Source organism: Kistimonas asteriae (assembly GCF_018263925.1).
GTDB lineage: Bacteria > Pseudomonadota > Gammaproteobacteria > Pseudomonadales > Endozoicomonadaceae > Kistimonas > Kistimonas asteriae.
In genome coordinates, this window is record NZ_JAEVHF010000022.1 from 55905 (window position 1) to 78102 (window position 22198).

General features: G+C 48.0%; 25 protein-coding genes and 1 tRNA gene. 14 read left to right on the forward strand and 12 right to left on the reverse strand.

Going from position 1 to position 22198, the window contains the following annotated elements; genetic code table 11:
- Positions 1-97: 97 nt before the first annotated feature.
- The gene (locus KHS78_RS22520) at positions 98-394 is read left to right on the forward strand and encodes a cold-shock protein (RefSeq protein ID WP_211830515.1); all 297 of its coding nucleotides are present in this window, start codon (positions 98-100) and stop codon (positions 392-394) included.
- Positions 395-685: 291 nt separating this feature from the next.
- Here KHS78_RS22520 and KHS78_RS19630 read toward each other — a convergent pair whose 3' ends face one another.
- The 3 genes from KHS78_RS19630 to purT form a co-directional block, all read right to left on the reverse strand.
- A complete protein-coding gene (locus KHS78_RS19630; protein ID WP_211830516.1) occupies positions 686-880 on the reverse strand; it encodes a hypothetical protein in 195 nt (64 codons plus the stop codon).
- 358 nt (positions 881-1238) lie between these two features.
- Positions 1239-1436 (reverse strand): hypothetical protein, encoded by a 198-nt coding sequence (locus KHS78_RS19635; RefSeq protein WP_211830517.1) that lies wholly within the window; start codon positions 1434-1436, stop codon positions 1239-1241.
- A gap of 570 nt (positions 1437-2006) precedes the next feature.
- Positions 2007-3188 carry a formate-dependent phosphoribosylglycinamide formyltransferase gene (purT, locus tag KHS78_RS19640; protein ID WP_211830518.1) on the reverse strand — a complete coding sequence of 394 codons (1182 nt, stop codon included), beginning with the start codon at positions 3186-3188 and terminating at the stop codon, positions 2007-2009.
- A 185-nt stretch (positions 3189-3373) separates the two neighbouring features.
- Between purT and KHS78_RS19645 the strand changes: the two genes are divergently transcribed.
- On the forward strand, positions 3374-3760 hold the full coding sequence (locus KHS78_RS19645; RefSeq protein ID WP_211830519.1) for a nucleotide pyrophosphohydrolase: 387 nt from the start codon (positions 3374-3376) through the stop codon (positions 3758-3760).
- Here KHS78_RS19645 and KHS78_RS19650 read toward each other — a convergent pair.
- Positions 3752-6139: a DNA polymerase II gene (locus tag KHS78_RS19650; protein ID WP_211830520.1), complete on the reverse strand. Its 2388-nt coding sequence runs from the start codon at positions 6137-6139 to the stop codon at positions 3752-3754. The genes KHS78_RS19645 and KHS78_RS19650 overlap by 9 nt on opposite strands.
- A gap of 185 nt (positions 6140-6324) precedes the next feature.
- Between KHS78_RS19650 and KHS78_RS19655 the strand changes: the two genes are divergently transcribed.
- On the forward strand, positions 6325-6819 hold the full coding sequence (locus KHS78_RS19655; protein WP_211830521.1) for a protease complex subunit PrcB family protein: 495 nt from the start codon (positions 6325-6327) through the stop codon (positions 6817-6819).
- A gap of 250 nt (positions 6820-7069) precedes the next feature.
- Positions 7070-7537, forward strand: coding sequence for a DUF3144 domain-containing protein (locus KHS78_RS19660; RefSeq protein ID WP_211830523.1), 468 nt, complete (start codon positions 7070-7072; stop codon positions 7535-7537).
- 113 nt (positions 7538-7650) lie between these two features.
- On the opposite strand, the gene chrA is transcribed toward KHS78_RS19660, so the two are convergent.
- Positions 7651-8799, reverse strand: a complete 1149-nt coding sequence (gene chrA / locus KHS78_RS19665; protein ID WP_425513979.1) for a chromate efflux transporter — start codon at positions 8797-8799, stop codon at positions 7651-7653.
- A gap of 337 nt (positions 8800-9136) precedes the next feature.
- On the opposite strand from chrA, the gene KHS78_RS19670 reads away from it, so the two are divergent.
- From KHS78_RS19670 to KHS78_RS19680, 3 genes are read left to right on the forward strand one after another with little or no spacing between them, the layout of a single operon-like run.
- Positions 9137-9784, forward strand: coding sequence for an Lcl C-terminal domain-containing protein (locus tag KHS78_RS19670; RefSeq protein ID WP_211830525.1), 648 nt, complete (start codon positions 9137-9139; stop codon positions 9782-9784).
- On the forward strand, positions 9781-10317 hold the full coding sequence (locus tag KHS78_RS19675; protein ID WP_211830526.1) for an Lcl C-terminal domain-containing protein: 537 nt from the start codon (positions 9781-9783) through the stop codon (positions 10315-10317). Before KHS78_RS19670 ends, KHS78_RS19675 begins: the two co-directional genes overlap by 4 nt.
- 33 nt (positions 10318-10350) lie before the next feature.
- Positions 10351-10599, forward strand: a complete 249-nt coding sequence (locus tag KHS78_RS19680) for a hypothetical protein (protein ID WP_211830529.1) — start codon at positions 10351-10353, stop codon at positions 10597-10599.
- A 54-nt stretch (positions 10600-10653) separates the two neighbouring features.
- Here KHS78_RS19680 and KHS78_RS19685 read toward each other — a convergent pair whose 3' ends face one another.
- Positions 10654-11037, reverse strand: coding sequence for a DUF2541 family protein (locus KHS78_RS19685; RefSeq protein ID WP_211830531.1), 384 nt, complete (start codon positions 11035-11037; stop codon positions 10654-10656).
- A 535-nt stretch (positions 11038-11572) separates the two neighbouring features.
- Here KHS78_RS19685 and KHS78_RS19690 point away from each other — a divergent pair.
- On the forward strand, positions 11573-11758 hold the full coding sequence (locus KHS78_RS19690; protein WP_211830532.1) for a hypothetical protein: 186 nt from the start codon (positions 11573-11575) through the stop codon (positions 11756-11758).
- 116 nt (positions 11759-11874) lie between these two features.
- Here KHS78_RS19690 and KHS78_RS19695 read toward each other — a convergent pair whose 3' ends face one another.
- The 6 genes from KHS78_RS19695 to KHS78_RS19720 all read right to left on the reverse strand — a co-directional run bounded on the left by KHS78_RS19695 (position 11875) and on the right by KHS78_RS19720 (position 17418).
- Positions 11875-12207, reverse strand: a complete 333-nt coding sequence (locus tag KHS78_RS19695; RefSeq protein ID WP_211830534.1) for a TehB family protein — start codon at positions 12205-12207, stop codon at positions 11875-11877.
- Between the two features lie 258 nt (positions 12208-12465).
- Positions 12466-14520 carry a cation:proton antiporter gene (locus KHS78_RS19700; RefSeq protein ID WP_211830536.1) on the reverse strand — a complete coding sequence of 685 codons (2055 nt, stop codon included), beginning with the start codon at positions 14518-14520 and terminating at the stop codon, positions 12466-12468.
- Between the two features lie 591 nt (positions 14521-15111).
- The gene (locus tag KHS78_RS19705; RefSeq protein WP_211830537.1) at positions 15112-15318 is read right to left on the reverse strand and encodes a cold-shock protein; all 207 of its coding nucleotides are present in this window, start codon (positions 15316-15318) and stop codon (positions 15112-15114) included.
- Positions 15319-16284: 966 nt separating this feature from the next.
- A complete protein-coding gene (locus KHS78_RS19710; protein ID WP_281417115.1) occupies positions 16285-16521 on the reverse strand; it encodes a type II toxin-antitoxin system RelE/ParE family toxin in 237 nt (78 codons plus the stop codon).
- 73 nt (positions 16522-16594) lie between these two features.
- Positions 16595-16801, reverse strand: coding sequence for a cold-shock protein (locus KHS78_RS19715; protein WP_211830539.1), 207 nt, complete (start codon positions 16799-16801; stop codon positions 16595-16597).
- 526 nt (positions 16802-17327) lie between these two features.
- Positions 17328-17418 (reverse strand) — tRNA-Ser (locus KHS78_RS19720).
- A gap of 143 nt (positions 17419-17561) precedes the next feature.
- On the opposite strand from KHS78_RS19720, the gene KHS78_RS19725 reads away from it, so the two are divergent.
- The 6 genes from KHS78_RS19725 (at position 17562) to KHS78_RS19750 (ending at position 22107) form a co-directional block, all read left to right on the forward strand.
- Positions 17562-18227, forward strand: coding sequence for a Bax inhibitor-1/YccA family protein (locus tag KHS78_RS19725; RefSeq protein ID WP_211830540.1), 666 nt, complete (start codon positions 17562-17564; stop codon positions 18225-18227).
- 152 nt (positions 18228-18379) lie between these two features.
- Entirely contained in the window at positions 18380-18772 is a 393-nt protein-coding gene (tusD, locus tag KHS78_RS19730; protein WP_211830541.1) for a sulfurtransferase complex subunit TusD, read from the forward strand.
- A 1-nt stretch (position 18773) separates the two neighbouring features.
- A complete protein-coding gene (gene tusC / locus KHS78_RS19735; RefSeq protein WP_211830542.1) occupies positions 18774-19130 on the forward strand; it encodes a sulfurtransferase complex subunit TusC in 357 nt (118 codons plus the stop codon).
- 25 nt (positions 19131-19155) lie between these two features.
- Positions 19156-19461, forward strand: a complete 306-nt coding sequence (tusB, locus tag KHS78_RS19740; protein ID WP_211830543.1) for a sulfurtransferase complex subunit TusB — start codon at positions 19156-19158, stop codon at positions 19459-19461.
- 8 nt (positions 19462-19469) lie between these two features.
- Positions 19470-19805 (forward strand): TusE/DsrC/DsvC family sulfur relay protein, encoded by a 336-nt coding sequence (locus KHS78_RS19745; RefSeq protein WP_211830544.1) that lies wholly within the window; start codon positions 19470-19472, stop codon positions 19803-19805.
- Positions 19806-20160: 355 nt separating this feature from the next.
- Positions 20161-22107 carry a hypothetical protein gene (locus KHS78_RS19750; RefSeq protein ID WP_211830546.1) on the forward strand — a complete coding sequence of 649 codons (1947 nt, stop codon included), beginning with the start codon at positions 20161-20163 and terminating at the stop codon, positions 22105-22107.
- The last annotated feature ends 91 nt before the right edge of the window (positions 22108-22198 follow it).

The following is a 22198-nucleotide window of genomic DNA, read 5'->3' on the forward strand; positions in this document are numbered from 1 at the left end:
CAAAGCTGCCTTTCAAAGGAATATCAGACAAGGTATTGCTCCATGGGAGAACTAGCGTTATTGTGTTACTAGGAAGCAATAATAATGAGACAGGGATATGGAATATTTAACCGGAACGATCAAGTGGTTCAACAACGCTAAAGGCATTGGTTTTATTGAGCCTGTTGCAGCCTCCGAGAACGAAGATATTTTCGTTCACTACAGCGTTATCATTATGGATGGCTTTAAGTCACTCAAAGCGGGTGAATCAGTTCGCTTTCTTATTGGTAAGGGTGGAAAAGGCTACATGGCAACAGAAGTCATTCCAGAAAGCGTATGGCCAAACCGAAATAAGCCTGAAGCCGTTATCGTTCGCGAAACAAGAGAAGAGACATCTGACACCGAGGCTGGCTAACGCCAGCCTTGCTCAATAGAAGTCTCTATCAGATGATAGAACGAGGCTAGCTTATGGAAAACCACAAGCTTGCAGACCAATTACTCATTCCCCCATAGGGACCATCTGTGGGAGACTATTACATACAACAACCAACGTGTATTATTTTCCCATTCCACGCATTATTAATTAAACACTACAAGACACATAAATCCTTCAACATCAACAGGGGTACCCTTACATACAAGAACAAAAAATAACGACTCCAGAAAATAAAAGATGACCAAGCAACCACACTAACCAAACCCCAAGTTATAATAACCATCCAAAAGAAACCAAAACTCCAGACACACCAAAAGCCATATAAAAACGATACTCACCTCTAAGACGTAACCCAAACATATAAAAATGACTATAAATACCGAATTTAGCTATTAAATTCGCATATAGCACAATTACTTTTAATAACTTACCCCCCAATATAACACTAAAAAATCCTGCCACCATAAAAACAACACCTCACACCTTTACCCTAGACAAAACGAGACATTAGCCTAGCCACACCGTCGCAGTTGCAAAATATAGTTGAACGTCCTATTTTTTATTCTCACCAACTCCCTATCTGCTGGAGGAGAAAAGTAAGTAGCGCAAAATCTAAAAGCCATAGAGCAGAACCATTTTTAAGTACTATTGTTTCACTTTTTGGGAAGGTGAGGCGGGAGTATTTGTTTTGACTTTTAGCGAACTGGTACTATGTTATCAGAGGCTCTGTGAACGACGGCTTCACATGAGCTACATGCGCATGTTAACTCTAGCGACTTTAGCCGGGACATCTGTCCCGGCTTTTTTATGCTCTGTGGATGACTCAGTAATTGCCAGTACTGCTTCTTGTCAGCCTAACGGGCTTCGCGCCACCATTTTCTTCAAGCCGGTTAGGAATACACTGAACGCGCCCTCCCTGTGCCAGAAAATGCGCAATCTGCTGTTCAAGCATACGGCGCAAGTTCGCTTTCTCAACATCCATTCCGAAAAATTCTGTGACAAAACCTTCTGAAACATTCATGGTAACACTCCCTAATCACAGCCTGCCGCAAGACCTCCACTGAGCGTCCACCTCAGTTGCTCACAGCATGGTGGTAAATGAAAGCATGGTTCGGTACACCATAACGCCTGACACCCATGCTTCGTCCTTTTGCACTTACAACTAATTCATTGTTCATGCCAAAAACGTTTCATTTCAAAAAAAAGTAAAGAACACCATGAAACAGGGGGCTACCAGCAATTCAAACAAACGTTTAAATTATTTATTTTTACAATCCACCCCAATTGATTTGTTTCCTGCTCACACGGAGCGTTACTGTATAGGAAGGCTAAGTAACAGAAACGTTTAGCCCCTCAAGATAATAGAACTAAAGTACCAATAAATCATATAACTCTCGTGCCGATAGAACGACTTCACTCCAAAAATATGACCAAAATATAAGAAGCGAAAACAAGACTCATTCCTGAACAATGTTTTATTTCCACAAAAGACGTCAGCCTTATTATTTCAGGCTAAATTTCATTTATTGAACATATAGCCAACCTTGCGAAACTCACTATATCTTTCTCACTACATCGCAATAGACAACACCTAAAGTTCAATATGGACTCGGGATGTAACCGTTGTCGCTTTTTCAATTGCCTCCTGGCAATTATCACCCAAAGCCAGTCCGACACCCATGCGCCTCAGACCATCCACCTCAGGCTTTCCAAATAATCGCAGGTCCGTATCGACCTGACTTAATGCATCCGTCAGATGGCCAAACCGAATATCTGAAGATCTCCCCTCAACTAACAGGGCAGACGATGCCGAAGGCCCAAACTGCCGAATATTCGGGATAGGCAACCCAAGAAAAGCACGCGCATGCAATTCAAACTCGGAATAATTCTGCGATATCAAGGTCACCAGCCCAGTATCATGGGGACGGGGTGATACTTCACTGAAAATGATGTCATCCCCACACACAAACAACTCCACACCAAACAGTCCCCAGCCTCCCAGGGCGTCGGTAATCGTTTGTGCGACGCTTTGCGACAGCTTCAATGCTGCAGCCGACATCACCTGCGGCTGCCATGATTCCCGATAGTCTCCCCCTTCCTGGCGATGCCCTATGGGTTGGCAGAAACTGGTGCCATCACGATGCCTGACGGTCAACAGCGTAATCTCAAAATCGAAATCCACAAATCCTTCAACAATGACACGCCCTTTCCCGGCCCGGCCGCCTTCCTGCGCATAATCCCAGGCTTGCAGACAGTCATCAGGGTGCCTGACAAGGCTTTGCCCTTTACCCGATGAGCTCATGATGGGCTTGACCACGCAGGGCATACCGATGGCTTCAATCGCCGTTTGAAAATCATCCCAATTATCAGCAAAACGATATGGGGATGTTTTAAGGTGGAGTGTCTCTGCGGCCAGACGACGTATATCCTCCCGGTTCATGGTCAGCTGGGCGGCACGTGCTGTGGGTACAACTTTATAGCCCTCTTGCTCCAGCGCAACCAACGTATCGGTGGCAATTGCCTCAATCTCCGGTACGATAAAATCCGGTTTTTCAGCCTCGATCACCGCACGCAACTTTTCGCCATCCAGCATGGACAACACATGACTGCGATCAGCTACCTGCATGGCGGGCGCATTGGCATAACGATCCAACGCCACGACCTCCACCCCCAGCCTCTGCAGTGCAATAGCAACCTCCTTTCCGAGTTCACCCGAACCACAGAGCAATACTTTGGTTGCAGAAGAACTGAAAGGGGTTCCCAAGGTCGTCATGGCTGCATCCGAGTGGCTATCAAATAGCCAACCAGTGTAACGCAATTCTACACAGAGTATAAAAATTCGGCTTTATACTACCGTTCACAACCGTTAGCGCGGCAAACATCACATGCAACCTGTCGTCAATTAACACGGGTTAGGTATACCATTGCCACCCACTGAACAAATCAGGCATTTGTTGAATGAAAAACCTGGATCAATTAAGACATGAATTACGTCAATTTGCAGCAGACAGAGATTGGGATCAGTTCCATTCCCCTAAAAACCTGGCAATGGCCCTAAGTGTGGAATCCGCTGAATTACTGGAACACTTCCAGTGGCTAACAGAAACGCAGTCCAGCGAATTATCCGGAGCCAAGTTGGCAGACGTTGCCAAAGAACTGGCGGATATCCAGATCTATCTCGTTCGTCTCGCAGACAAGCTGAATATCGACCTGATGCAATCTGTCTCTGAGAAATTCGCAGAGAACTGCAAAAAATATCCAGCGGACCTCGTTCGCGGGCAAAGTAAAAAATACAACGAATACCCGCCTCATGTGATTGAGCAGACGGCAGCTGACTTAAAATAGCGGTAATTGCTCATCCCACAGCTGAGTGAAGCTCTCTCCCACAAAGGGCAAAACGGCCTCAGCAACCGGTTTGAGCTGCTTGTCGATATAATGTTGGTAATCAATGGGACTGACTCGATGCTCTATCGCCTCGGGCCCATTCACAGTAATGATATAACTGATCCAGCCTTTGTTCTGATAGCGCAGCGTCTTGCCCGCAGCACGGTTGCATTCATCGGCCTGCCGCGCTGCCCTGACGTGGGGAGGGCTGCTTCTGACATACTGACTGAGAGGACGACGAAGACGCTTCCTGTAGACCAGCTCACTATCCCGTTCACCGGCCAGTGTTTCCCTGACCGTCTCCTTGACCAAATCAGCAGGCGATTGATCCGCAAACACCCGCTCAAACAGCTGAACCTGAAACTGCCTGGCCAGCGGGGTCCAGTCTGAACGGACAGACTCCAGCCCCTTAAAGACCAGCTGCTCTCCGTCAGGCGTCCACTTCAATCCCGCATAACGTTTTTTGCTGCCCGTTTCCGCACCGCGAATAGTCGGCATCAGAAAACGGATATAATGGGTTTCGAATTCCAGTTCAAGGTAGCTGTCCAGCTGGAGCTCTTCCTGCAAGACATCATGCCAGCGCTGATTAATATCCATCACCAACGCTTTACCAATGCAGCCAGCTTCTTCCGGACTGAAATTGTCAGCTAGCCGGACAAACAGGGAGTCCGTATCCCCATAAATCACCTGGTACCCCTCTGCTTCAATCCAGCCGGCGGTTTGCTGCATGATGGCATGCCCTCGAAGTGTAATGGAACTGGCCAGACGCGTATCGTAAAACCGGCACCCACCGGAGCCGAGTACCCCGTAAAATGAATTCATCAATATCTTGATAGCCTGTGAACGGGCCCCGTCCTGCTGTTGCTTCGCTTCATCCCGCTGCAGCCAGAGTGAGGTAATAATCGCCGGCAGAAAATGGCGCTCACGGGAAAAGACTGCCCCACGGAAACCGGGAATCGCCTGCTCCGGTAGCTTGAGACCTTCAACCAGCCCCAGTGGGTCAATCTTGAATGTGCGAATAATCGAGGGATAAAGGCTCTTGAAATCCAACACCAAAACGTTGTTGTACAACCCGGGTCTGGAATCCATCACATAGCCACCGGGACTGGCCAGGCCGCCCCCCTCGGGAAGATTCGGCGCCACATAACCGGCACGGTGCAATCTTGGCAGGTACAAGTGGGTGAAGGCAGCGACAGAACCGCCCAGGCGATCCAGCTCCAGCCCCGTCAATTGGCTACGCAGTCTCAGGAAATCCAGCAACCGGGTCTGGTGAAAAATAGCCAGGACGAGCCTGCAGTCCTCCAGGTTATAGCGGGCAAGCTTGTGCTTATCATGGTGAAAATCATGGGTAATCGCCGCCAGCCGGTTATCAACATCCTCTGTTGCCTTCCCCCGGCCCAGGAGGCTTTGTGACACGGTTTCAAGGGTGAAGTCGACAAACTGGTAGGTGGCGGACTTTAGCGCATCAATGCCGTCGATCACTACGCGCCCGGGCACGGTGACAAAACCCACACCTGACTCACCCCGACGTTCGCGCCAGCTGGCAGGTTGCCGCCCTCTTCCCAAGCACAGCCGGAAACCATGGGTTCGGGCCCGTTCCAGCAATAGCCGACAGTCAAAATTAACCACATTCCAGCCAATAAGAATATCCGGATCCAGTCGCTCGATTTCCTCCTCAAGCAATTTCAATAATGATCGTTCATTCTCGACCCAGAGAATAGTTCCTTCTAGAAGACCCGGACTTTCTCCCAAGGCTGAGGGCCCGATCATCAGCACCCGTTCGACAGCCTCACCGGCAAGCCCGACCGAATAAAGCTCCCCATCCGCAGAGCACTCAATATCCAGAGAAAGCACGGAAAAGGCAGGATTCACCTCTGCAGGACGCACTTTGACATCATGGTATTCGGTATAACCACGTTGCCTGACCGCCCGTCCTGTGAACACAATGCCTCCCGTAATGAAACGTTCCATCAGGTAACGCTCATGCAGCCGAATATCTGCTTCCAGCAGTGTCACGCCGAGTTGTCGAAGCCTGTCCTGCGCCTTGAATCCAGCTTCAAGCGTCGGCGTATAAACCGCTCGTACGGGCTCATGATGAAAGGTTTCCAACGCTACTGGCCGGCAGTCATGGGTGATACCGGCCTTCGAAAGACACTCAGACAGTCTGGTGTCATCCTCATCCCTGATGAAAAACACGGGGCGCTCCCCCGTGACAATGAGCTTTGCTATCCCTGAATCCGTCGTCACCCAGAGATGAATCTCCGTCATACCGGCGTGATCGAGGCTATGGCGTCCGAGAAGAAACCCCTCATGAACAGGGGCGTGGGTCTTGCGATTCAAGGGAGCGATTCCCTGCCATCCAAAGCCTCATGATACCGTGCGGACATCAGGAAGGTCACACCTATTCAGCACTATCGCTATACAGGCCTTTTTATGAACTAAAATCGTCAGCGGCAGTCAAATGGAAGCGCAGGCCATCCTTCATGCTAAACGGTATTCATTACACACGCTTTCAGGCCTTATCTATGAAATACGGTAATCTGGCAATCCAACTCTTTTATTCCGGCAGTTTGCTGCTTCTCACAACATTCGCCATGGCAAACACGTCCGATGACGAGATTGATGCCTGTGTCGTCAGGGAGGTTCCGATCAACATCATCGACACCTATGATTTCTTTTATCAAACCCCGAATAAGACGCTGCAAGTCATCCGTGATCCTGATACGCTCCATGCGTTTTCTGATAATGCCAGAATGGTTGGAAGGATTGATTTCAATACACAGCTAGCACTTTATGCTCATATGGGGGTACAGCCTTCAGGCGGTTACTACATGACGATTACAGCCGTTGAGGACAAATGCCATTACCTGGAAGTCAGGGTAGAAAACCAGCAGCCGGGCGCTGGATGCGTGACCACGCAGGCTCTCACATACCCCCATCAACTGGTCACTATACCCAAACCAAGCGGGCCGAAACCCGTACTTTTCAAGGAAGTATTCAGCAAAGAAAGCTGCTTATAACCATCTGTTTTAAATAGTCAAGACAACATAAGCAGACTCCAACCACAATCGTCCCAGGCCTGACACTCTGCGACTATTGGCTAATTGAAAAATGCCCGATTATTACCCGCCTTCAGCAGGAAGGCCCTGCAGGTTGATCAGGGTGAAAAAACAGAATTATTTCAGGAACTTTTCCCCAAAATACCTTTCTTACGTAATAGACACCCGATTCAAATAACGTCGTATTTATTATGTAAGGAGTAGCTTGGTTATGGATAAAGGTAACAGCAGTGATTTCGACATGAAGGATTTCTTTGAGAAACAGAAAGCCGCTGCCGCAAATAATCAATTCAACCAGACTAAAGATCTGGGCACAAAAAAAGAATTTACACCGCCAGGTAATATGCCAGCGAAGGATTCTGCATCAACGGATAACAAGGATTCCAATGGCAACGATATGCCCTTTGAAATCGACAAAGAGACTGAAGCACAGATTCTGGAAATCGTTAATTCCTTTATCAGTCTGGCGAACAAGCATGCCGAAGGCCGTAAGCTGCCTATCAATATCATCAGCGACGCCTTCCTCTATGCGGCGGCCCGTTACAACGCCTTCCTGGTAGCTTCCGCTGACCAGAAGAGCATTGCAACCAACCAGAAGGAGTATGTGGAAGCGTTCATGGAGCAATACAAGGCCATGCTTAAAGACCACTTCGAATTCTACAAAAAGAACCCGCTCTGATCGGATCAGGGTTCCGGCCACCTGCCGGAACCCTGCCCTCTTCACCACTCGCTTTTCTAACCGCCACATTTCCAGACCACCCGCGCATAATCGCTCGCATAGCCATTATTAGATCAGGCTTTAAGAACCAGAGCCCCCAGCACAATCGCCAATCCGACCAGCCAGTAGACAGGCCAGCATCTGACCCTCAGTAGGTAAAACCCAATCAGCGCCATGGCAAATTCCAGCGACGTATGAACCGCCGAGACAAAGACCGGGGAATACATCGCCGCCACCAGCAACCCCACCACCGAAGCATTGATGCCACTGATAGCCCCCGCGACTCTCGCCCTACCGGCAACCGCCTGCCACGCATGTAGCATGCCGATTACCAGAAGAAAACCCGGTAGAAAGATCGCGACGGTGGCAAGCACAGCCCCCAACACCGGCATCGTATCGGATGCGAAATACCCCAGATAGGCAGACAAGGTAAACATGGGACCCGGGATCGCCTGTGCCGCAGCATAACCGGTCAGAAAGGTATCTGTACTGATCAGGTCTTTCGTCGTGTTCTGCAACAGAGGCAGAACAACATGGCCGCCACCAAACACCATACTGCCCGCCTGATAGAAGTCACTGAACAATGTCAGTAACGGACCTTCACCCGCCACCAGCGGCAGCAACAGCAGCAGACCGCCAAACAGCACCAATGGCCAGACTTTTATCCGGCAGTTTTCATGTTTGTCTGTTGGTGCGGGCAACCATCGCCAGCCAATACCTGCAGCCAACACCAATACCGCCATCTGGGCCAGCACGCCTGGGACAATCAGCAGAATCGCCGCACTGAACACGCAGAGCGCCACTGTCAACGAGCGTTGGCAGAAACTCCGGTACATCTGAATGATGGCATCCGCTACCACGACCACGGCCAGCAGTTTCAGGCCAGCAATCACCCCCTGGTACCAGCTGGCGTCAAAAAACGCATGACTGCTCATGGCGACTGCCAACAGAATGGCGAAAGACGGCAGGGTGAACCCGACAAAAGCCGCACAACCGCCGAGCAGGCCGGCCCGTCGGTAGCCAATGGCAAAACCGACCTGACTGGACCCAGGGCCCGGCAGAAACTGACTCAAAGCCACCAGCTGGGAATACTGCTCATCACTCAGCCATTGCAGCCTCTCCACAAAGGCATGACGAAAATAACCGATATGCGCCGCCGGACCGCCAAAGCTGGTCCACCCCAGCAGAAAAAACTGCCAGAAAATTTCCAGTGTTTTGATCACAGATTGAGTTACCACTAACGGAGAAGAACCTGGAACCTGATCTCTGCACAGGCGGTGCAGGCAGGTACGTTATGTCTGTTGCTGGAGCCTATTATTATTAGCGGTTTATTTCAATTTCATGACAGGGAAGCCCCCTTACTCACTGGCAACAAAAACACCTGAAACGTCAACAAAATGTCAGTCTTCTGAGACAAATAAAGCCGCGCAAACACTATGCTTTAAGAATAGAAGGCGCTGCTCATATCAGCCCAAACCGAACCAATCGTTATATGCCCAAGGGATATTGATTGCCGCCAGTCATCAGGCAATCGCCGTATGCTGTTCGAAGGAATTTGGCATGAATAAGTATGGAATGCTTGCCGCATTAATCAGTATTGTCGTTTTCTTGCAATTACTGCCATCCGTAAGAAACAAGCAACATTGCGACTCCGGCTACCAGGCCGACACCACAGCCTACCATTTTAACGCTGACGGCACTGTACGCCATCGAACCACAGGGCTGGTCTGGGAACGGTGCCTGGTCGGGCAAACACTCAATAATGCCGGTACACCAGACAAGTTCACCGATGACTACTGCGAAGGAAAACCCAGCAAGCTCAGCTGGTTTGACATGCAGCAACGAATGAAGCGCAATCCAGGTGCCCGACTGCCCAGTATCACGGAACTGAAAACGACGATGATTGCCGAGTGTAAAACGCCCGCCGTAAACCTGACTATTTTCCCTGGCACACCACACAAAGGGTTGTTGATGTCAGCGGATGAGAAAACCCAGAAAAAAGACAAAACAGCCCGGTATTTTTATGCCATCTCCCTTTACTCTTCCTCCATGCAACTTTTTCAGAAAAACAGTCGAGCCTATGCGCGATTCATCAGAGAGCAGGTTCTCACAAAAAACGATAAGAAAAAGCTGATCAAACAATCACTACCCAAAGAAAAAACTGAGGCCCTCCCAGCCAATAATCAGCAACAGGAAACAGATCAGTGATCAAAAAGAGCAGCGTTTGTGCTGTCGCCGGCCTGATAACACTGTCCAGTTCACTGGCAGCCAAAGAACGGACCTGTGAAACCAGTTACACGCCCGAACACGAATACTACCGGTTTTCTACAGATGGCACGGTGACCGATACACGAACCAGTTTGACCTGGCAGCGCTGCCTTGTCGGTCAAACCCATAACGATGCAGGTACACCTGACAACTTTACCGATGATCACTGCGACGGAACGCCCACCCAATTCAACTGGAATAGAGGCGTCAAGCATACCCATGCACTCCAGGGTTACAGACTGCCAACCTATCAGGAGCTGGAAACCCTGGTCGTTAAAGCCTGTAAAACACCTGCCATTGATTTAGTGGTATTTCCCGATACCCCTTTTAAAGGGTTACAGATGACATCAGAAGACTATCGCTACGAAAAACATGACAGTGCACTTTATTACATCAGCTCGTCGCTATACTCCGGCACCAAGCAATACATGCACAAAAATATCCAGGGCTACCTACGACTGATCAAAGAGTAATTCAGAGAATGCTGTTTTTGCAGGGATGACATGATGGCCGCTTATCTTATTCGCATTATTAATCCGCAGAACCCTGTCTGGCACCAATGGGGATTTGATCCTGCGACCCTGCCAGAATCACCCATCGTGATGGCGGAGGACGAGTTCAGTGCACGCTGTGAGGCACTCAATCTGTTCGAGCCGAATGATTACCCCGTCACATTTTCAGAGTTACCGGAAGATCATCCCCTACTGATTCCAACACATACTGAGTGTGTCGATATTTCCCAACCCCCAAAATAAAAAACAGGCAACAGTTGCCTGTCACCTGCCTGAACGTGTCATATGGATGCCTGATCAGCTGCGCAGACCATAGACCTTTACTTCTGCACTCTTGTAACCACCCATGGCTGTCCGGTAATTAAGCTCAATCTTGTTAATGACCCGGTCACCATCAATCAGTCGCAACGGTACGGTTTGGCGTCCTTTTTCCAGACGCTTTCTGATATAAAAATTCTGGTGGCCGCCATTACCAAAAACGACCTTGATCTTTTCCAGACGGATAGGTGCGTCTTCAACACGGAGGAAAATCTTGTCAAACTTTCCCTTAAAGCCACTGACATGAATCGTATCGGTCTCGCTGTTGAATGACACACGGCGTTCGCCGAGTTTTTTCCAGTCATCCGCGAGGGCTCCGACACTGATAACACTCATAAGAGCAAGCGCCAAAAGCTTTTTCATGGTGATCCTTATCTGTATAAATAAACAGGTGTGCTTTTGGCCGAATCATAATCAAATATCGAGCGCCTGAATAATCAGTATGCGCCGATGATGCTCCGTGGAATACAGCTATACGAACACCCAAAAATACGAAGGCAACCTGATCACCCGGTGAGAGCTTTTCACACGAATAACGGTATAAATGCGCTTGCCTTGCCATGCTTACATAGTACTGACGTCCGTTACCAACGGTTTCCATCCGTGACAGCCTTGTTCTCCAAACTGTCACAAATGCCACTTACGATAGCACCATCATTTGTAAGCCAATGGCCTGAGGGCTGCATCAAACGGGGACACGGAAAACTTGGCATATCCCCTGCTAATTTTTTACGGATGATAACCACTTGCTGTCTGTCAATAATTTCCTCTCAGGGAGAACGGAAAATTGGCAGGCAAGGACGGCCAACCTTAAGGACGGGTTAAAGCACAACAGGTTCCTTAGCAGGCCAGATACCCTGTGGAAACAGGGCTTTGTTTTCCCGGAGGAAGTGACGCCATGGGTAAACCGACACTGAGCCATATGTTCGCCTATCTCAAGCGAATCGGTGTCAAGCTGAAACCGCTCACGAAAGAAGGCATTGAGTCGGAGTATTTCCGACGTATCTACCAGGTACATTCCAGGGATGAAGTACTGCAGGCCATTCCCGTTAAGTCCAGCAACGCGACACGCCGTTCACGCTAAACGCGTCAGTAAGCCACGCCCGCCCGCGTGGCTTACCTGTATCTTGCTCTCAGAGCACACACTTACACTTGTATTTAACGACCCCAATGTTGACTGTCATGACAAAACATCATGGCTCAACGAGTTTGAAACAAGGGTTGCTCCACCTGCTTTTCAGACCAGAAATTGATGTTGAACTGAGCATCATCACTTAATTCAACGCGATGCCAATACTGGGGCGGGCTGGTTGCAAACTCCCCCGCCCTGATGACCACCGTGATTTCAGGCTCGGTTGCCGCTTCATCTGCAAAACCATAGTAGGTCACAGTACCTTCCATAACACAGATCTGACCAAAAACGCCTGCAGCCGTATTGTGGTGGGACAACAATGCCGCAGGCACATTCGCTTTGGTAAAGAAAGGGGTAGATCGTTGAATAGTCCAGTTCACAGGAATGCGTAAATGACTCATGACAGTTCCTCCTGCTGAGATTGGATTGCGCTATCTGCAATGATTAATCGGGAAAATACGTGACGCTGAATACAGATACAACGTTCACAGCTAAAGGAAGTGAGTATAGGAATGTCAGAGCACCCAGAGAATCAACACTCACTTAGCTTGTAGAAGTCGCGATCTGATCTGACAAGCGATCCAGAAGATCGATGGTATGGACATGAGGCTTCCCGATACCATGACGCCGATCAGGAAGCCGAGAAGCATCGAATAACGCTAGCTCAGTTTATCCTGGCCGGCCCTATGCATCTTGAACTCGACTTCCGACACCAATTTTTCGGCATCGACCTCGGAAATCACCCCCTCATGTGACAGGGCTGTCAGGCTATTTCGCTGTTTGTTCAACAGAATACGAAGGGCTGTATGCGTTTCAATTTTCGCGACAATCTCCGGAGAGAGGGACTTGATATTATCAAGCGCCTCTTCGCCCAGTTGAATATTGCGCTCCATATCACTTAGTGCGGCATCCCTGTCTTTTTCCGACATGGATAAACTTTTCGCCAGTGCAATCGTCTGACGGTTGGCCGCCAGCAAACCACGAGCACTTTCATACACCAAGACCTGCTTCATGTAACGGTATTGCGTGGCATAGCGTCGAATTAATGGAACAGAAGCCATGTATTCAACCCACTTCGGCACCACCCAGCTTTTTTCCAGATAGGGGCGAGGTGCTATTTTGGGTTCCCCATCCAGCGCCTGCTCAATAGCCGTTACCAGCAAAGTGGTCGCCTTCTTGCTCAGCAAACCTTGGGAAAACTGATTCCAGTAATATTGGCGTTCCGTTTCCAGCAGTTTTCTCAGGTATTCTGTGCCGGTTTCCTCTTCCTTACCCTGCTGAGCCAAGGTTTCATCACTGGGCTTCAAGTCGGACAATTTGGACTCCACCTTCTCCCAGTTCACCATCTGCATCGACGGGTCTGACTTCAACGTCCCCTTGAGTGACTCGACGTCCTGATGAATCGCAGATTTTACTTTCTCCAGCGTCTTCTGCTTGGCTTTAGGTAGCTTATCCAACCCAAGCTTTGCCATGACAATCCGCATCGTACCCCCGTTAATGACGATGGTCAGAACAACAACGCCCGCCGTTAAAAACAGTATTTGATTTCGGATATCCAACGGCAGGGAGTCATTAGCTGCCACCATGAGCGCCAGCGCCATGGAGACGGCACCTCTTAACCCACCCCACGTTAAAACAATGGCCTTTTCTTTGTTGATGCCAACCCCCAGGCGAGAGAGAAACGGCATCAACCCCAACACCGCCAACGATCGGATAATCAGTACGCCGAGGAATATCACAAAGAGATAGCCCCAGGAATCCAGGGAAGCGTCGGTCACCCGTGTCGCGACCACCAGTCCAACAAGAATGAAAATCAAGGTATTGAACAGATACGCCAGCGTCTGCCAGAAATGATGCAGGTGATGAATCACCTCCGGAGAAAAACAGGTTCTCCCTGGGCCTGCATAAATCAGCGCCAGGGTCACTACCGCCACGATACCGGACGCATGGAAGACATGCTCAGCGACATAGAACACCAGATAAGGCGTCACCAGGGTCAGGGTGATTTCTATCAGGCTGTCATTAAACACCCGGTTAATAAATATCAGGCTGACTGCGCCGACCAGGCACCCCAGGATGATGCCAAGAAACACCACCCTGAAAAATTCAAAAACAACCGTCGGCATGTGCATTTCTGCGTTCAACTGCGTCGCCAGAGTCAAAAACAGCGAGAAAAGTACGATAGCAGTACCATCATTGATCAGTGACTCCCCTTCGATCAGCGTCTGCAACCGGGCACGGGAGCACATCTCTTTGAGCAGGGCCACCACCGCCACAGGGTCTGTCGCGCTGACAATCGCCCCGAACATCAAAGCCACCGGAAAACTCCACTCCCAAGGGAGTAACCACATCACCATAAAGGCCGTCATACAGGTACAGATAACCAGACCAGGTACCGCCAAAAGAGCTATCTGGGAAAACATACGTTTGAACAGATGCACTTCAAGTGCAAAGGCCGATTCAAATACCAATGCGGGGAGAAAGATAAACAGTATGAGGTTAGGATCCAGTGCCGCGCCAAGGCGAATCGATAAATTGATTTCTTCTATCGGCTCCTTGATATAGCCCGCCTGTGACATCAAGCCAAGCAATAAGCCAAAAACCAGCAACGCCACAGAGTAAGGGATGGCTGTATTCTTCAACAGAGCCCGAACTGTGACTCCGACCAGAATAGACAGCACTACGAAGACCAGGATAAGAAGGGTCGTTTCCATGACATTTATCTATATACTGTTTTACTTCACATTAGGTCACTGCGCTATATTTGCAAACTTTCGTGAACTGAGTCTGTACAGTGCACAAACCCCGTCACCAAGCCCCCAATAATCACACACTTCAAATGAATTAACACAGTCTCGCCGCGCTCAGCTAAGCCCTATATTGGTAGCCGGAGTCCATTTTGAATGACGTACGAGCAGTAACCGTCATGAATGACAGCTACCGATATTCACAGTGCTGGCAGGTATAATACTATTTGATCGCGTCAGGATGCAGTTTCTGGAGACAGGAACGCCAGTAGCCTTCAGCACATTGGCAAACAGGAAGTGAGGGGCTGCTGCGCCATCCCTATGCAGAAGGGTCAGCCTGCCCAGAAAGTCGTTCTGACAGAAAAAAGTTTGCCGGCTAAGGCGCCAGATGAATGGGTGGGATCGTTTTCCGCTCAGTGACTTGATCAGAAGAAGCCGTTTTTGTTGGCCCAAACATACCCCATCAAGCAAAAACAGTGAACGTAAAAAAGGGCGACACCTGAAGGTGTCGCCCTTTCTTTTCCACTCTACCCCGAAGGGTCAGTGACAAGTTGTCGCTTAGATAACTTCGATATCTTCAGCCTGAGGACCCTTCTGGCCCTGAGTCACGGTGAAGCGTACCTGCTGGCCTTCAGCCAGGGAACGGAAGCCATCGCTCTTGATCTGACGGAAATGGGCAAACACGTCAGGACCGTTTTCCTGAGCGATGAAACCAAAACCTTTCTCGTCGTTGAACCACTTAACAGTACCGGTAGTAGTAGACATTAATGTCATCCTTATTCGTTCATATTAATAGTGCCTTGCAGCAAGGCGGTTGAGCTAAGAGTAACGCTATTAGTTATGAAGAGCTGGACGAGCTATACCACCCGTAACACATAATCTTGGCATAAAAAATAAAACTCACTTTTAACACTCACCATGTTACAGCAACACTCTGCCGCAAGTCATACGTACTATAACTCAGAAAATACCGCACATCGCTACTCCGATGCCCGTTTATGCGTAAAAATTCTTTTCTTCACCAATTTTGGTGATTTTTTGTACATTTCTGACTGATTAAAGCCTCTAAACCAAGCACTCTGAGACCATCGCTTCGGAAACTACACAGCCACTTGATATATGTACAGAATCCATCGTTCTCATCCAATCTCCAAGATGAGGCCTTTGCAGAGAACAGAGATCAGGAAAGTCCAAATATCAGCTATTCTGCAAGGGGAATGGAGGTGCACTCAGTGAGGAAGAGAAGCGATCGTACCTCATTGAAAGCAGTTCCAACATGCAAAAAGGCTCGAAACTGTGAAGTTTCAAGCCTTTTGTTGTGTAGCGGTGGGCGGGCAGCAAGCAACCATTTATTCTCTAGACTTGAGTTCGTGTCAGTTGTGATGATCGGGCTATGTGGGCAAGAGCCTCCGCTCTCAATTTTCCGTCTCACAGATTATCAGGCTAGAACATTTGGCCCTTTATCCTTCACCAGACTCAACAGCTTAAGAGATGGCCTGTTTGGTCGTTTCTGATCACTTTCCCACTTCTGTACTGTCGATGGACTGACATTCAGAAATGCTGCACACACTGACTGGCAGACATTGCATTTCAGCCACAAACGCCTGATCTTCTGTGGGGCAAGCTCTTTCACTGGCGTCAAACATAAGGCATCGAACTCGTGCATGGTAGTGGCATCCATACCCTGCATCATATAAGCCTTGGGCGGTCTCATGGACTGCATGAGATAATTCACTCATACGGGATCTCCACTAATTCGCCGGTCTCCAGTGCCTTTCTCAGGGTATGTTCTGTATACCCCAAAAACTCACGAGCAAGCAGCTTGATGGCCCACTCCTCTTTTTGATCAATATTGGCCTGTTTATTCTTGGAAAATCCAAAGATGAAAAAGACACACTCACCCATCCCGAAAGCCAGAAGCCTTCTGGTTGCAACATATGGTCGATCAGTCGTAAACCGCGGATACAAAAAAGGGCGACACCCGAAGGTATCGCCCTTTCTTTTTCACTTCTACCCCGAAGGGTCAGTGACAATCTGTCGCTTAGATAACTTCGATATCTTCAGCCTGAGGACCTTTCTGGCCCTGAGTCACGTTGAAGCGTACCTGCTGGCCTTCAGCCAGGGAACGGAAGCCATCGCTCTTGATCTGACGGAAATGGGCAAACACGTCAGGACCATTTTCCTGAGCGATGAAACCAAAACCTTTCTCGTCGTTGAACCACTTAACAGTACCGGTAGTAGTAGACATTAATGTCATCCTTATTCGTTCATAATAATAGTGCCTTGCAGCAAGGCGGTTGAGCTAAGAGTTACGCTATTAGTTATGAAGAGCCGGACGAGCGATACCACCCGTAACAAACAATCTTGGCATAAAAAATAAAACTCACTTTTAACACTCACCATGTTACAGCAACAATCTGCCGCAAGTCATAGGTACTATAACCCAGAAAATACCGCACATCGCTATGCTGATAACCTTTAGTTCGTAAAAATTCATTTTTCAATCCGAACTGGTGGTTTTTTGTACATTTTGGTTATTTAAACCCAACAAATTACCCGTTTTGACAAGGGCATTTCGGAAATCACGTAACCTACTGATATCCAGGTAGAAATCAAAAGTAGCGACTTTGCAGAGAGCAGGAAGAGCCAAAAATCAGCTATTCTGTTAGAAATATGGGGAACCGGCTAGGACAAAGGGCTGCCGTAACTTGTTGAAAGCAGAGCCAAAAAACAAAAAGGCCCGAAGCTGTAGAAGCTTCGAGCCTTTTATTGTGTGGCGGAGGGACAGGGATTCGAACCCTGGGTGGGCTATTAACCCACGCCGGTTTTCAAGACCGGTGCTTTCAACCGCTCAGCCATCCCTCCGGCAGAGCCCTGTGTGCTCAGGACGACGGCAATAATACTGAAATATTCTTTAGAGTCAACGGCCTGTCTCTTGAATTCGTCCTATTCGACGGTATCCTTATGAATAGAACATAAGCAATAGTGATAACTCAGGGAGTTTTATCATGAACGAGCATCCTACGAATTACGCACAGCGGGAGGTGGGCGTCAGTACGAGCATGAACAGTGTTCTAAGGAACACCTACATGCTTCTGGGCGCCACCCTCCTGTTCAGTGCCATGACCGCCGGTGTCGCCATGGCGCTGGAAATCAGCCGCATGACGGCGCTGGTCCTCAGCCTGGTGGGCTTCGGCCTGCTGTTTGTGGTTCAAAAAACGGCGGATTCAGCCAAAGGGCTGGTAGCAGTTTTTGCCTTCACGGGCGTTCTGGGCGCAGCACTTGGCCCCATGCTGAATCACTATCTGTCACTGGCCAATGGTCCATCATTGATCTTCCAGGCCCTGGCAGGTACTGCGCTGGTCTTTTTCGCGCTGTCCGGATATGTCCTCACAACACGTAAGGACTTTTCCTTTATGGGCGGCTTCCTGATGGTGGGCCTGGTTGTCGCCATCATCGCCGGTATTGCTTTGATGTTCTTCCATGCACCAGCCGCGCAACTGGCACTGTCTGCTGCTATTGTTCTGCTGATGTCGGGTTTGATCCTGTTTGATACCAGCCGGATCATTCACGGCGGAGAGACCAACTACATCCGTGCAACCGTGTCTCTGTACCTGAACATCTACAACCTGTTCACCGCCCTCCTGCACCTGCTGGGTGCCAGCGATGATTAATTGACCTTTACCGTCAATCGAAAGCCCTGCTCATGCAGGGCTTTTTTGTAAATACATGAAACGTAGCGCGCTATGATAGAATCCTCCTCGCTCCAACGAGTGGAAAGGTAAAAGCCGTTTCCACTGCCCTATCACGACTCTGGATACAGGGAATGCAATACACACTGGCCATCTATGGCGCCCCCTACTCTAGCCAGGCCTGTCAGACCGCACTGAACTTTGCCCGTGCCGCCATACACCGTGGCCATTCCATATACCGGGTATTTTTCTACCAGGATGGGGTACATACTGCGTCCACACTTGCTGTGCCGCCCCAGGATGAATCACACCTTTACGCCGAATGGGAAGCTCTGGCAAAAGACCACAGCATTGACATGGTCATATGCATCTCCGCAGCTCTGCGCCGTGGCGTTTTGGATGAGGCGGAAAGTGAGCGTTACGAAAAGCCACATGCCAACATGTCGCCTGCATTTACAGTATCCGGTTTAGGGCAACTGATTGATGGCGCAATCCACGGTGATCGTCTGATGACGTTTGGAGCCTGACATGCCCAAGATCTGCATTATCAGCACACGTCCACCCTATGCCTCAACGGCCGCTAAAGATGCCTTGGACACGGCGCTCGTCTCCGCATCTTATGACCAGGAAACCAGCCTGCTCTTTCTTGGAGACGGGATTTATCAGCTGATTAAAGGGCAACAGCCCGAAGGCTTACCACAGAAAAACCCGGGCGCCATGCTACAGGCATTAGAGATGTACGGGATCGAAAACGTACTTGTGAGCCGGGAAGATATGCGTGATCGAGGTCTGCAGGAAAGCGACCTCACGATCCCCGCCCAACTTCTGGAGCGTAACGCTATCGGGGGTTGGCTTGCCCAACAGGATCGAGTCTTTAATTTTTAATGTGAATTGCCAGTCGACAGCCACAATGACAACCCTGCACACAATCAACAAACCCTCACAGAGCAGTCCTGCGCTGAGTTATGCGCAGTCTGCACTACTACCTGGGGATACGCTGTTGTTTATAGAAGATGGTGTCTTTTCGTTAATCGAAAACAGCCAGTCATGCGACATCATCAAGACGCTACACGATCAGCATGCCATAACCGCACTGTTACCGGACGTGCGGGCTCGAGGGCTAAACAACCGCCTGCCTGAATGGGTCACACTGGTAGACTATGACAGGTTTGTCGAACTAACAGAAACCCATGCAAAAACCCTGAGCTGGACCTGATTGAAGTGATGAACACCCTAATCGTCAACAAAAATGTTATCCCATTAGATAAAGAGGGTTATCTGAAAAATCTCAGCGACTGGAGTCCTGAGGTTGCGGAAGCGCTGGCTCAAGCGGCCGGCATAACGCTAACCCCTGCACATTGGGAAGTCCTGAATGCCATTCAGGGTTTCTATCAAACCTATGACCTTTCGCCTAGCCAGCGCCCCTTTGTCAAACACATCGCCAATACACTGGGCGCTGAAAAGGGACGCAGTATTTACCTGATGAAGCTGTTTTCGGAAAGTCCTGCTAAAATGGCAGCCCGTATTGCAGGACTACCCCGTCCATCAAACTGTTTCTAAAAGCTGTGGTAAAGCAACTCCATTGACCCTATAAAAAGCCCCATTCCCGGGGCTACTCATTGTAAGAAATTGAGATATAAGAACGATACCATTAAATAAAACAGCTAAAACAGCTAAAACAGCTAAAACAGCTAAAACAGCTAAAACAGCTAAAACAGCTAAAACAGCTAAAACAGCTAAAACAGCTAAAACAGCTAAAACAGCTAAAACACATCTAATAGTTTCAGCCTAAGTTTTTAACAACAAAAATTCCGAAACAGTTTTATTAACAAAAACCCAAGATAACCATTCTTGTCATATGATCTCATATAAAAAACAAGATAATGAAAAATATTTTTCATGAAGAAAATCAAGTATGTTACCTAGACTAACAGCACCGCCATATTATCATCATCGCTTGAATGAGGACTATTACAGCAAGCCACCACCACCCGATGAAAAAATACCAGAGAACTTTAAAAAAAACATAACACGGCTTGATGAATTAGGACATCCATTCCAAGAACTATCCAAAGGTTTAATCTATGATTATGTCTCATATGTTTTTTGTCAACTTATAAATAGTCAGGATTCAGAAAGGCGCCCAATTCTTGATGGAGGATATGCTTTACATTATTATCTCACAAATCCTTTAAAAGATGTTTTTGCTCAATACACTATCAAACATAGTGCAGCAAGCTGTATCCCCGTCCCCTGCAGAACAGATATTGACCTGTTAGATCGTTTTTACTCTTCGTTCGGAGAAAATTCCGAAGAAGCTTTCATGACTGATCTAGCAGATTGTATCCGTTATGGAATGGGAAGCCATAGTGAAGCAATAGCGGCTTTTTGTTCTGACGCTGTAGACATTCAAGAATATGAAAGTTATCAAGAAGCTTCAAAAAGAAAAGAAAGAGTGATAATAAAAAGACATTTAAAATCAAGGTCACTGAGCATCTGCATGTCTCATCCTTTGCTTACAACCCCTCAAGGTACTTCTCCCCTTTCAACAGTGAATCATATTATCCGTGTAGATCTAAATTTTGCATCAAACCACCTTAAACCCTATCATAGCCAACCTGTAAAAATAGGACGACATCCGACCTTCATGCCTGTAAGGGTTTTAGATGATATTCTTTTTAATCATTGCCACACATTAATTTATAGTTATCCAGGTGACGAAGTCAGAAATAAATTCATCGAGCGTATCACCGTATTCCATAACCTTATAAAAAGAGACCCAAAAATAAATTTGGAAAAACGCACTATAAACTTGATAGATTGGACTATGAAATTATTACAATCAGGCACAAGACCAGATGAAACAATCCTTTCAATAGAGGAAACATCACGCAGCTTTAACTATGAAACAGTGGCAGGATTTAAACATTCGGCCACGATAGCTGAGCATGAAGTGGCTCAAAGGTCAGCTGAATCAGAAACCGTTCAAATACAGGAAGCTTCTCGAAAAAAAGAAACCAGATATGATTTAGAAGAAAAAACCACCTTGGTTATGGCTCATAAAAAAGAGGCTCTTTTTGAACTAGAAGCCCTTCATGAGATACCTCCTCTCCCTGAACAGGTGACTGTAGAAGCTACCATACACGAGCCTGTAAAACCCACAGTGAGTGAAGCAGTATCAGTGAAGCTGGAAGAGCTAACTCCATTAATAGTTAAAGCCACCGATGAAGTCGCCATAGCATGTAAACTCGATGTTGCACCAGAAACACCTGCTCCAACGCCAGTAAGTCAGCTTACTCCGAGCATTTCACCCGTAGCTTCTGAGACAACTCAGATTTCGGATAGTGATCTCTCACTTGATGTTCCTGGACAAGAAAGTGACAAAAAGCAAAAAACACAAAAAACAGCAATGTCAAAGTATCAGTTAAAGAAACAGAGACAGCGTAAGACAGGAAAACGACGTGATACCAAGCCCCAAATAAAAAAAACATCTCTTATCAAAGCACCTGAGACAGAAAGCATACCAAGCAGAGACAGAGCTGAAGCCCAGTTACTGGTTGATTCAGGGACAACAGCTGATCTTATCCAAAAGCCACCAATGATGACTATGACACCGGAGTCAAAATCTGACACGGACCATCAGGTTGAGCTGTTAGCAAAAAAAGATACAACCACGAAAACAAGTGAACAACTGAAAAGTGTGACAAGTGAACCAGAGGCAACTCCTTTTACTGCTGCAAGACCAAAAAAAATGATACAACACGAAAAAGATCCTCAAAAGTTATTAGAGCTAATTGATAAAACCGCCAATAACATACAGTCGTTTGGCTCTGTTCACATTAAGTGTTGTTTTACCCAATGAATAGAAATCTGATCTAAAAAGCCTTCTTCTGAGAAGATATGGGTCTTTAAATATCGCTTCCAAGCTAGGTAACGAGAGAGATATTTTGTTG

Bases quoted from the DNA above. Each gene is read 5' to 3' on its own strand.
- KHS78_RS19655 (WP_211830521.1), top strand. From the start codon at position 6,325: ATGAAATACGGTAATCTGGCAATCCAACTCTTTTATTCCGGCAGTTTG.
- purT (WP_211830518.1), bottom strand. From the start codon at position 3,188: ATGACGACCTTGGGAACCCCTTTCAGTTCTTCTGCAACCAAAGTATTG.
- KHS78_RS19705 (WP_211830537.1), bottom strand. From the start codon at position 15,318: ATGTCTACTACTACCGGTACTGTTAAGTGGTTCAACGACGAGAAAGGT.
- tusB (WP_211830543.1), top strand. From the start codon at position 19,156: ATGACAACCCTGCACACAATCAACAAACCCTCACAGAGCAGTCCTGCG.
- KHS78_RS19670 (WP_211830525.1), top strand. From the start codon at position 9,137: ATGAATAAGTATGGAATGCTTGCCGCATTAATCAGTATTGTCGTTTTC.
- KHS78_RS19635 (WP_211830517.1), bottom strand. From the start codon at position 1,436: ATGAATGTTTCAGAAGGTTTTGTCACAGAATTTTTCGGAATGGATGTT.
- KHS78_RS19725 (WP_211830540.1), top strand. From the start codon at position 17,562: ATGAACGAGCATCCTACGAATTACGCACAGCGGGAGGTGGGCGTCAGT.
- tusC (WP_211830542.1), top strand. From the start codon at position 18,774: ATGCCCAAGATCTGCATTATCAGCACACGTCCACCCTATGCCTCAACG.
- KHS78_RS19715 (WP_211830539.1), bottom strand. From the start codon at position 16,801: ATGTCTACTACTACCGGTACTGTTAAGTGGTTCAACGACGAGAAAGGT.
- KHS78_RS19695 (WP_211830534.1), bottom strand. From the start codon at position 12,207: ATGAGTCATTTACGCATTCCTGTGAACTGGACTATTCAACGATCTACC.
- KHS78_RS19745 (WP_211830544.1), top strand. From the start codon at position 19,470: ATGAACACCCTAATCGTCAACAAAAATGTTATCCCATTAGATAAAGAG.
- KHS78_RS19690 (WP_211830532.1), top strand. From the start codon at position 11,573: ATGGGTAAACCGACACTGAGCCATATGTTCGCCTATCTCAAGCGAATC.
- tusD (WP_211830541.1), top strand. From the start codon at position 18,380: ATGCAATACACACTGGCCATCTATGGCGCCCCCTACTCTAGCCAGGCC.
- KHS78_RS19685 (WP_211830531.1), bottom strand. From the start codon at position 11,037: ATGAAAAAGCTTTTGGCGCTTGCTCTTATGAGTGTTATCAGTGTCGGA.
- KHS78_RS19750 (WP_211830546.1), top strand. From the start codon at position 20,161: ATGTTACCTAGACTAACAGCACCGCCATATTATCATCATCGCTTGAAT.
- KHS78_RS19630 (WP_211830516.1), bottom strand. From the start codon at position 880: ATGGTGGCAGGATTTTTTAGTGTTATATTGGGGGGTAAGTTATTAAAA.
- KHS78_RS22520 (WP_211830515.1), top strand. From the start codon at position 98: ATGGAATATTTAACCGGAACGATCAAGTGGTTCAACAACGCTAAAGGC.
- KHS78_RS19645 (WP_211830519.1), top strand. From the start codon at position 3,374: ATGAAAAACCTGGATCAATTAAGACATGAATTACGTCAATTTGCAGCA.
- KHS78_RS19660 (WP_211830523.1), top strand. From the start codon at position 7,070: ATGGATAAAGGTAACAGCAGTGATTTCGACATGAAGGATTTCTTTGAG.
- KHS78_RS19700 (WP_211830536.1), bottom strand. From the start codon at position 14,520: ATGGAAACGACCCTTCTTATCCTGGTCTTCGTAGTGCTGTCTATTCTG.
- KHS78_RS19680 (WP_211830529.1), top strand. From the start codon at position 10,351: ATGGCCGCTTATCTTATTCGCATTATTAATCCGCAGAACCCTGTCTGG.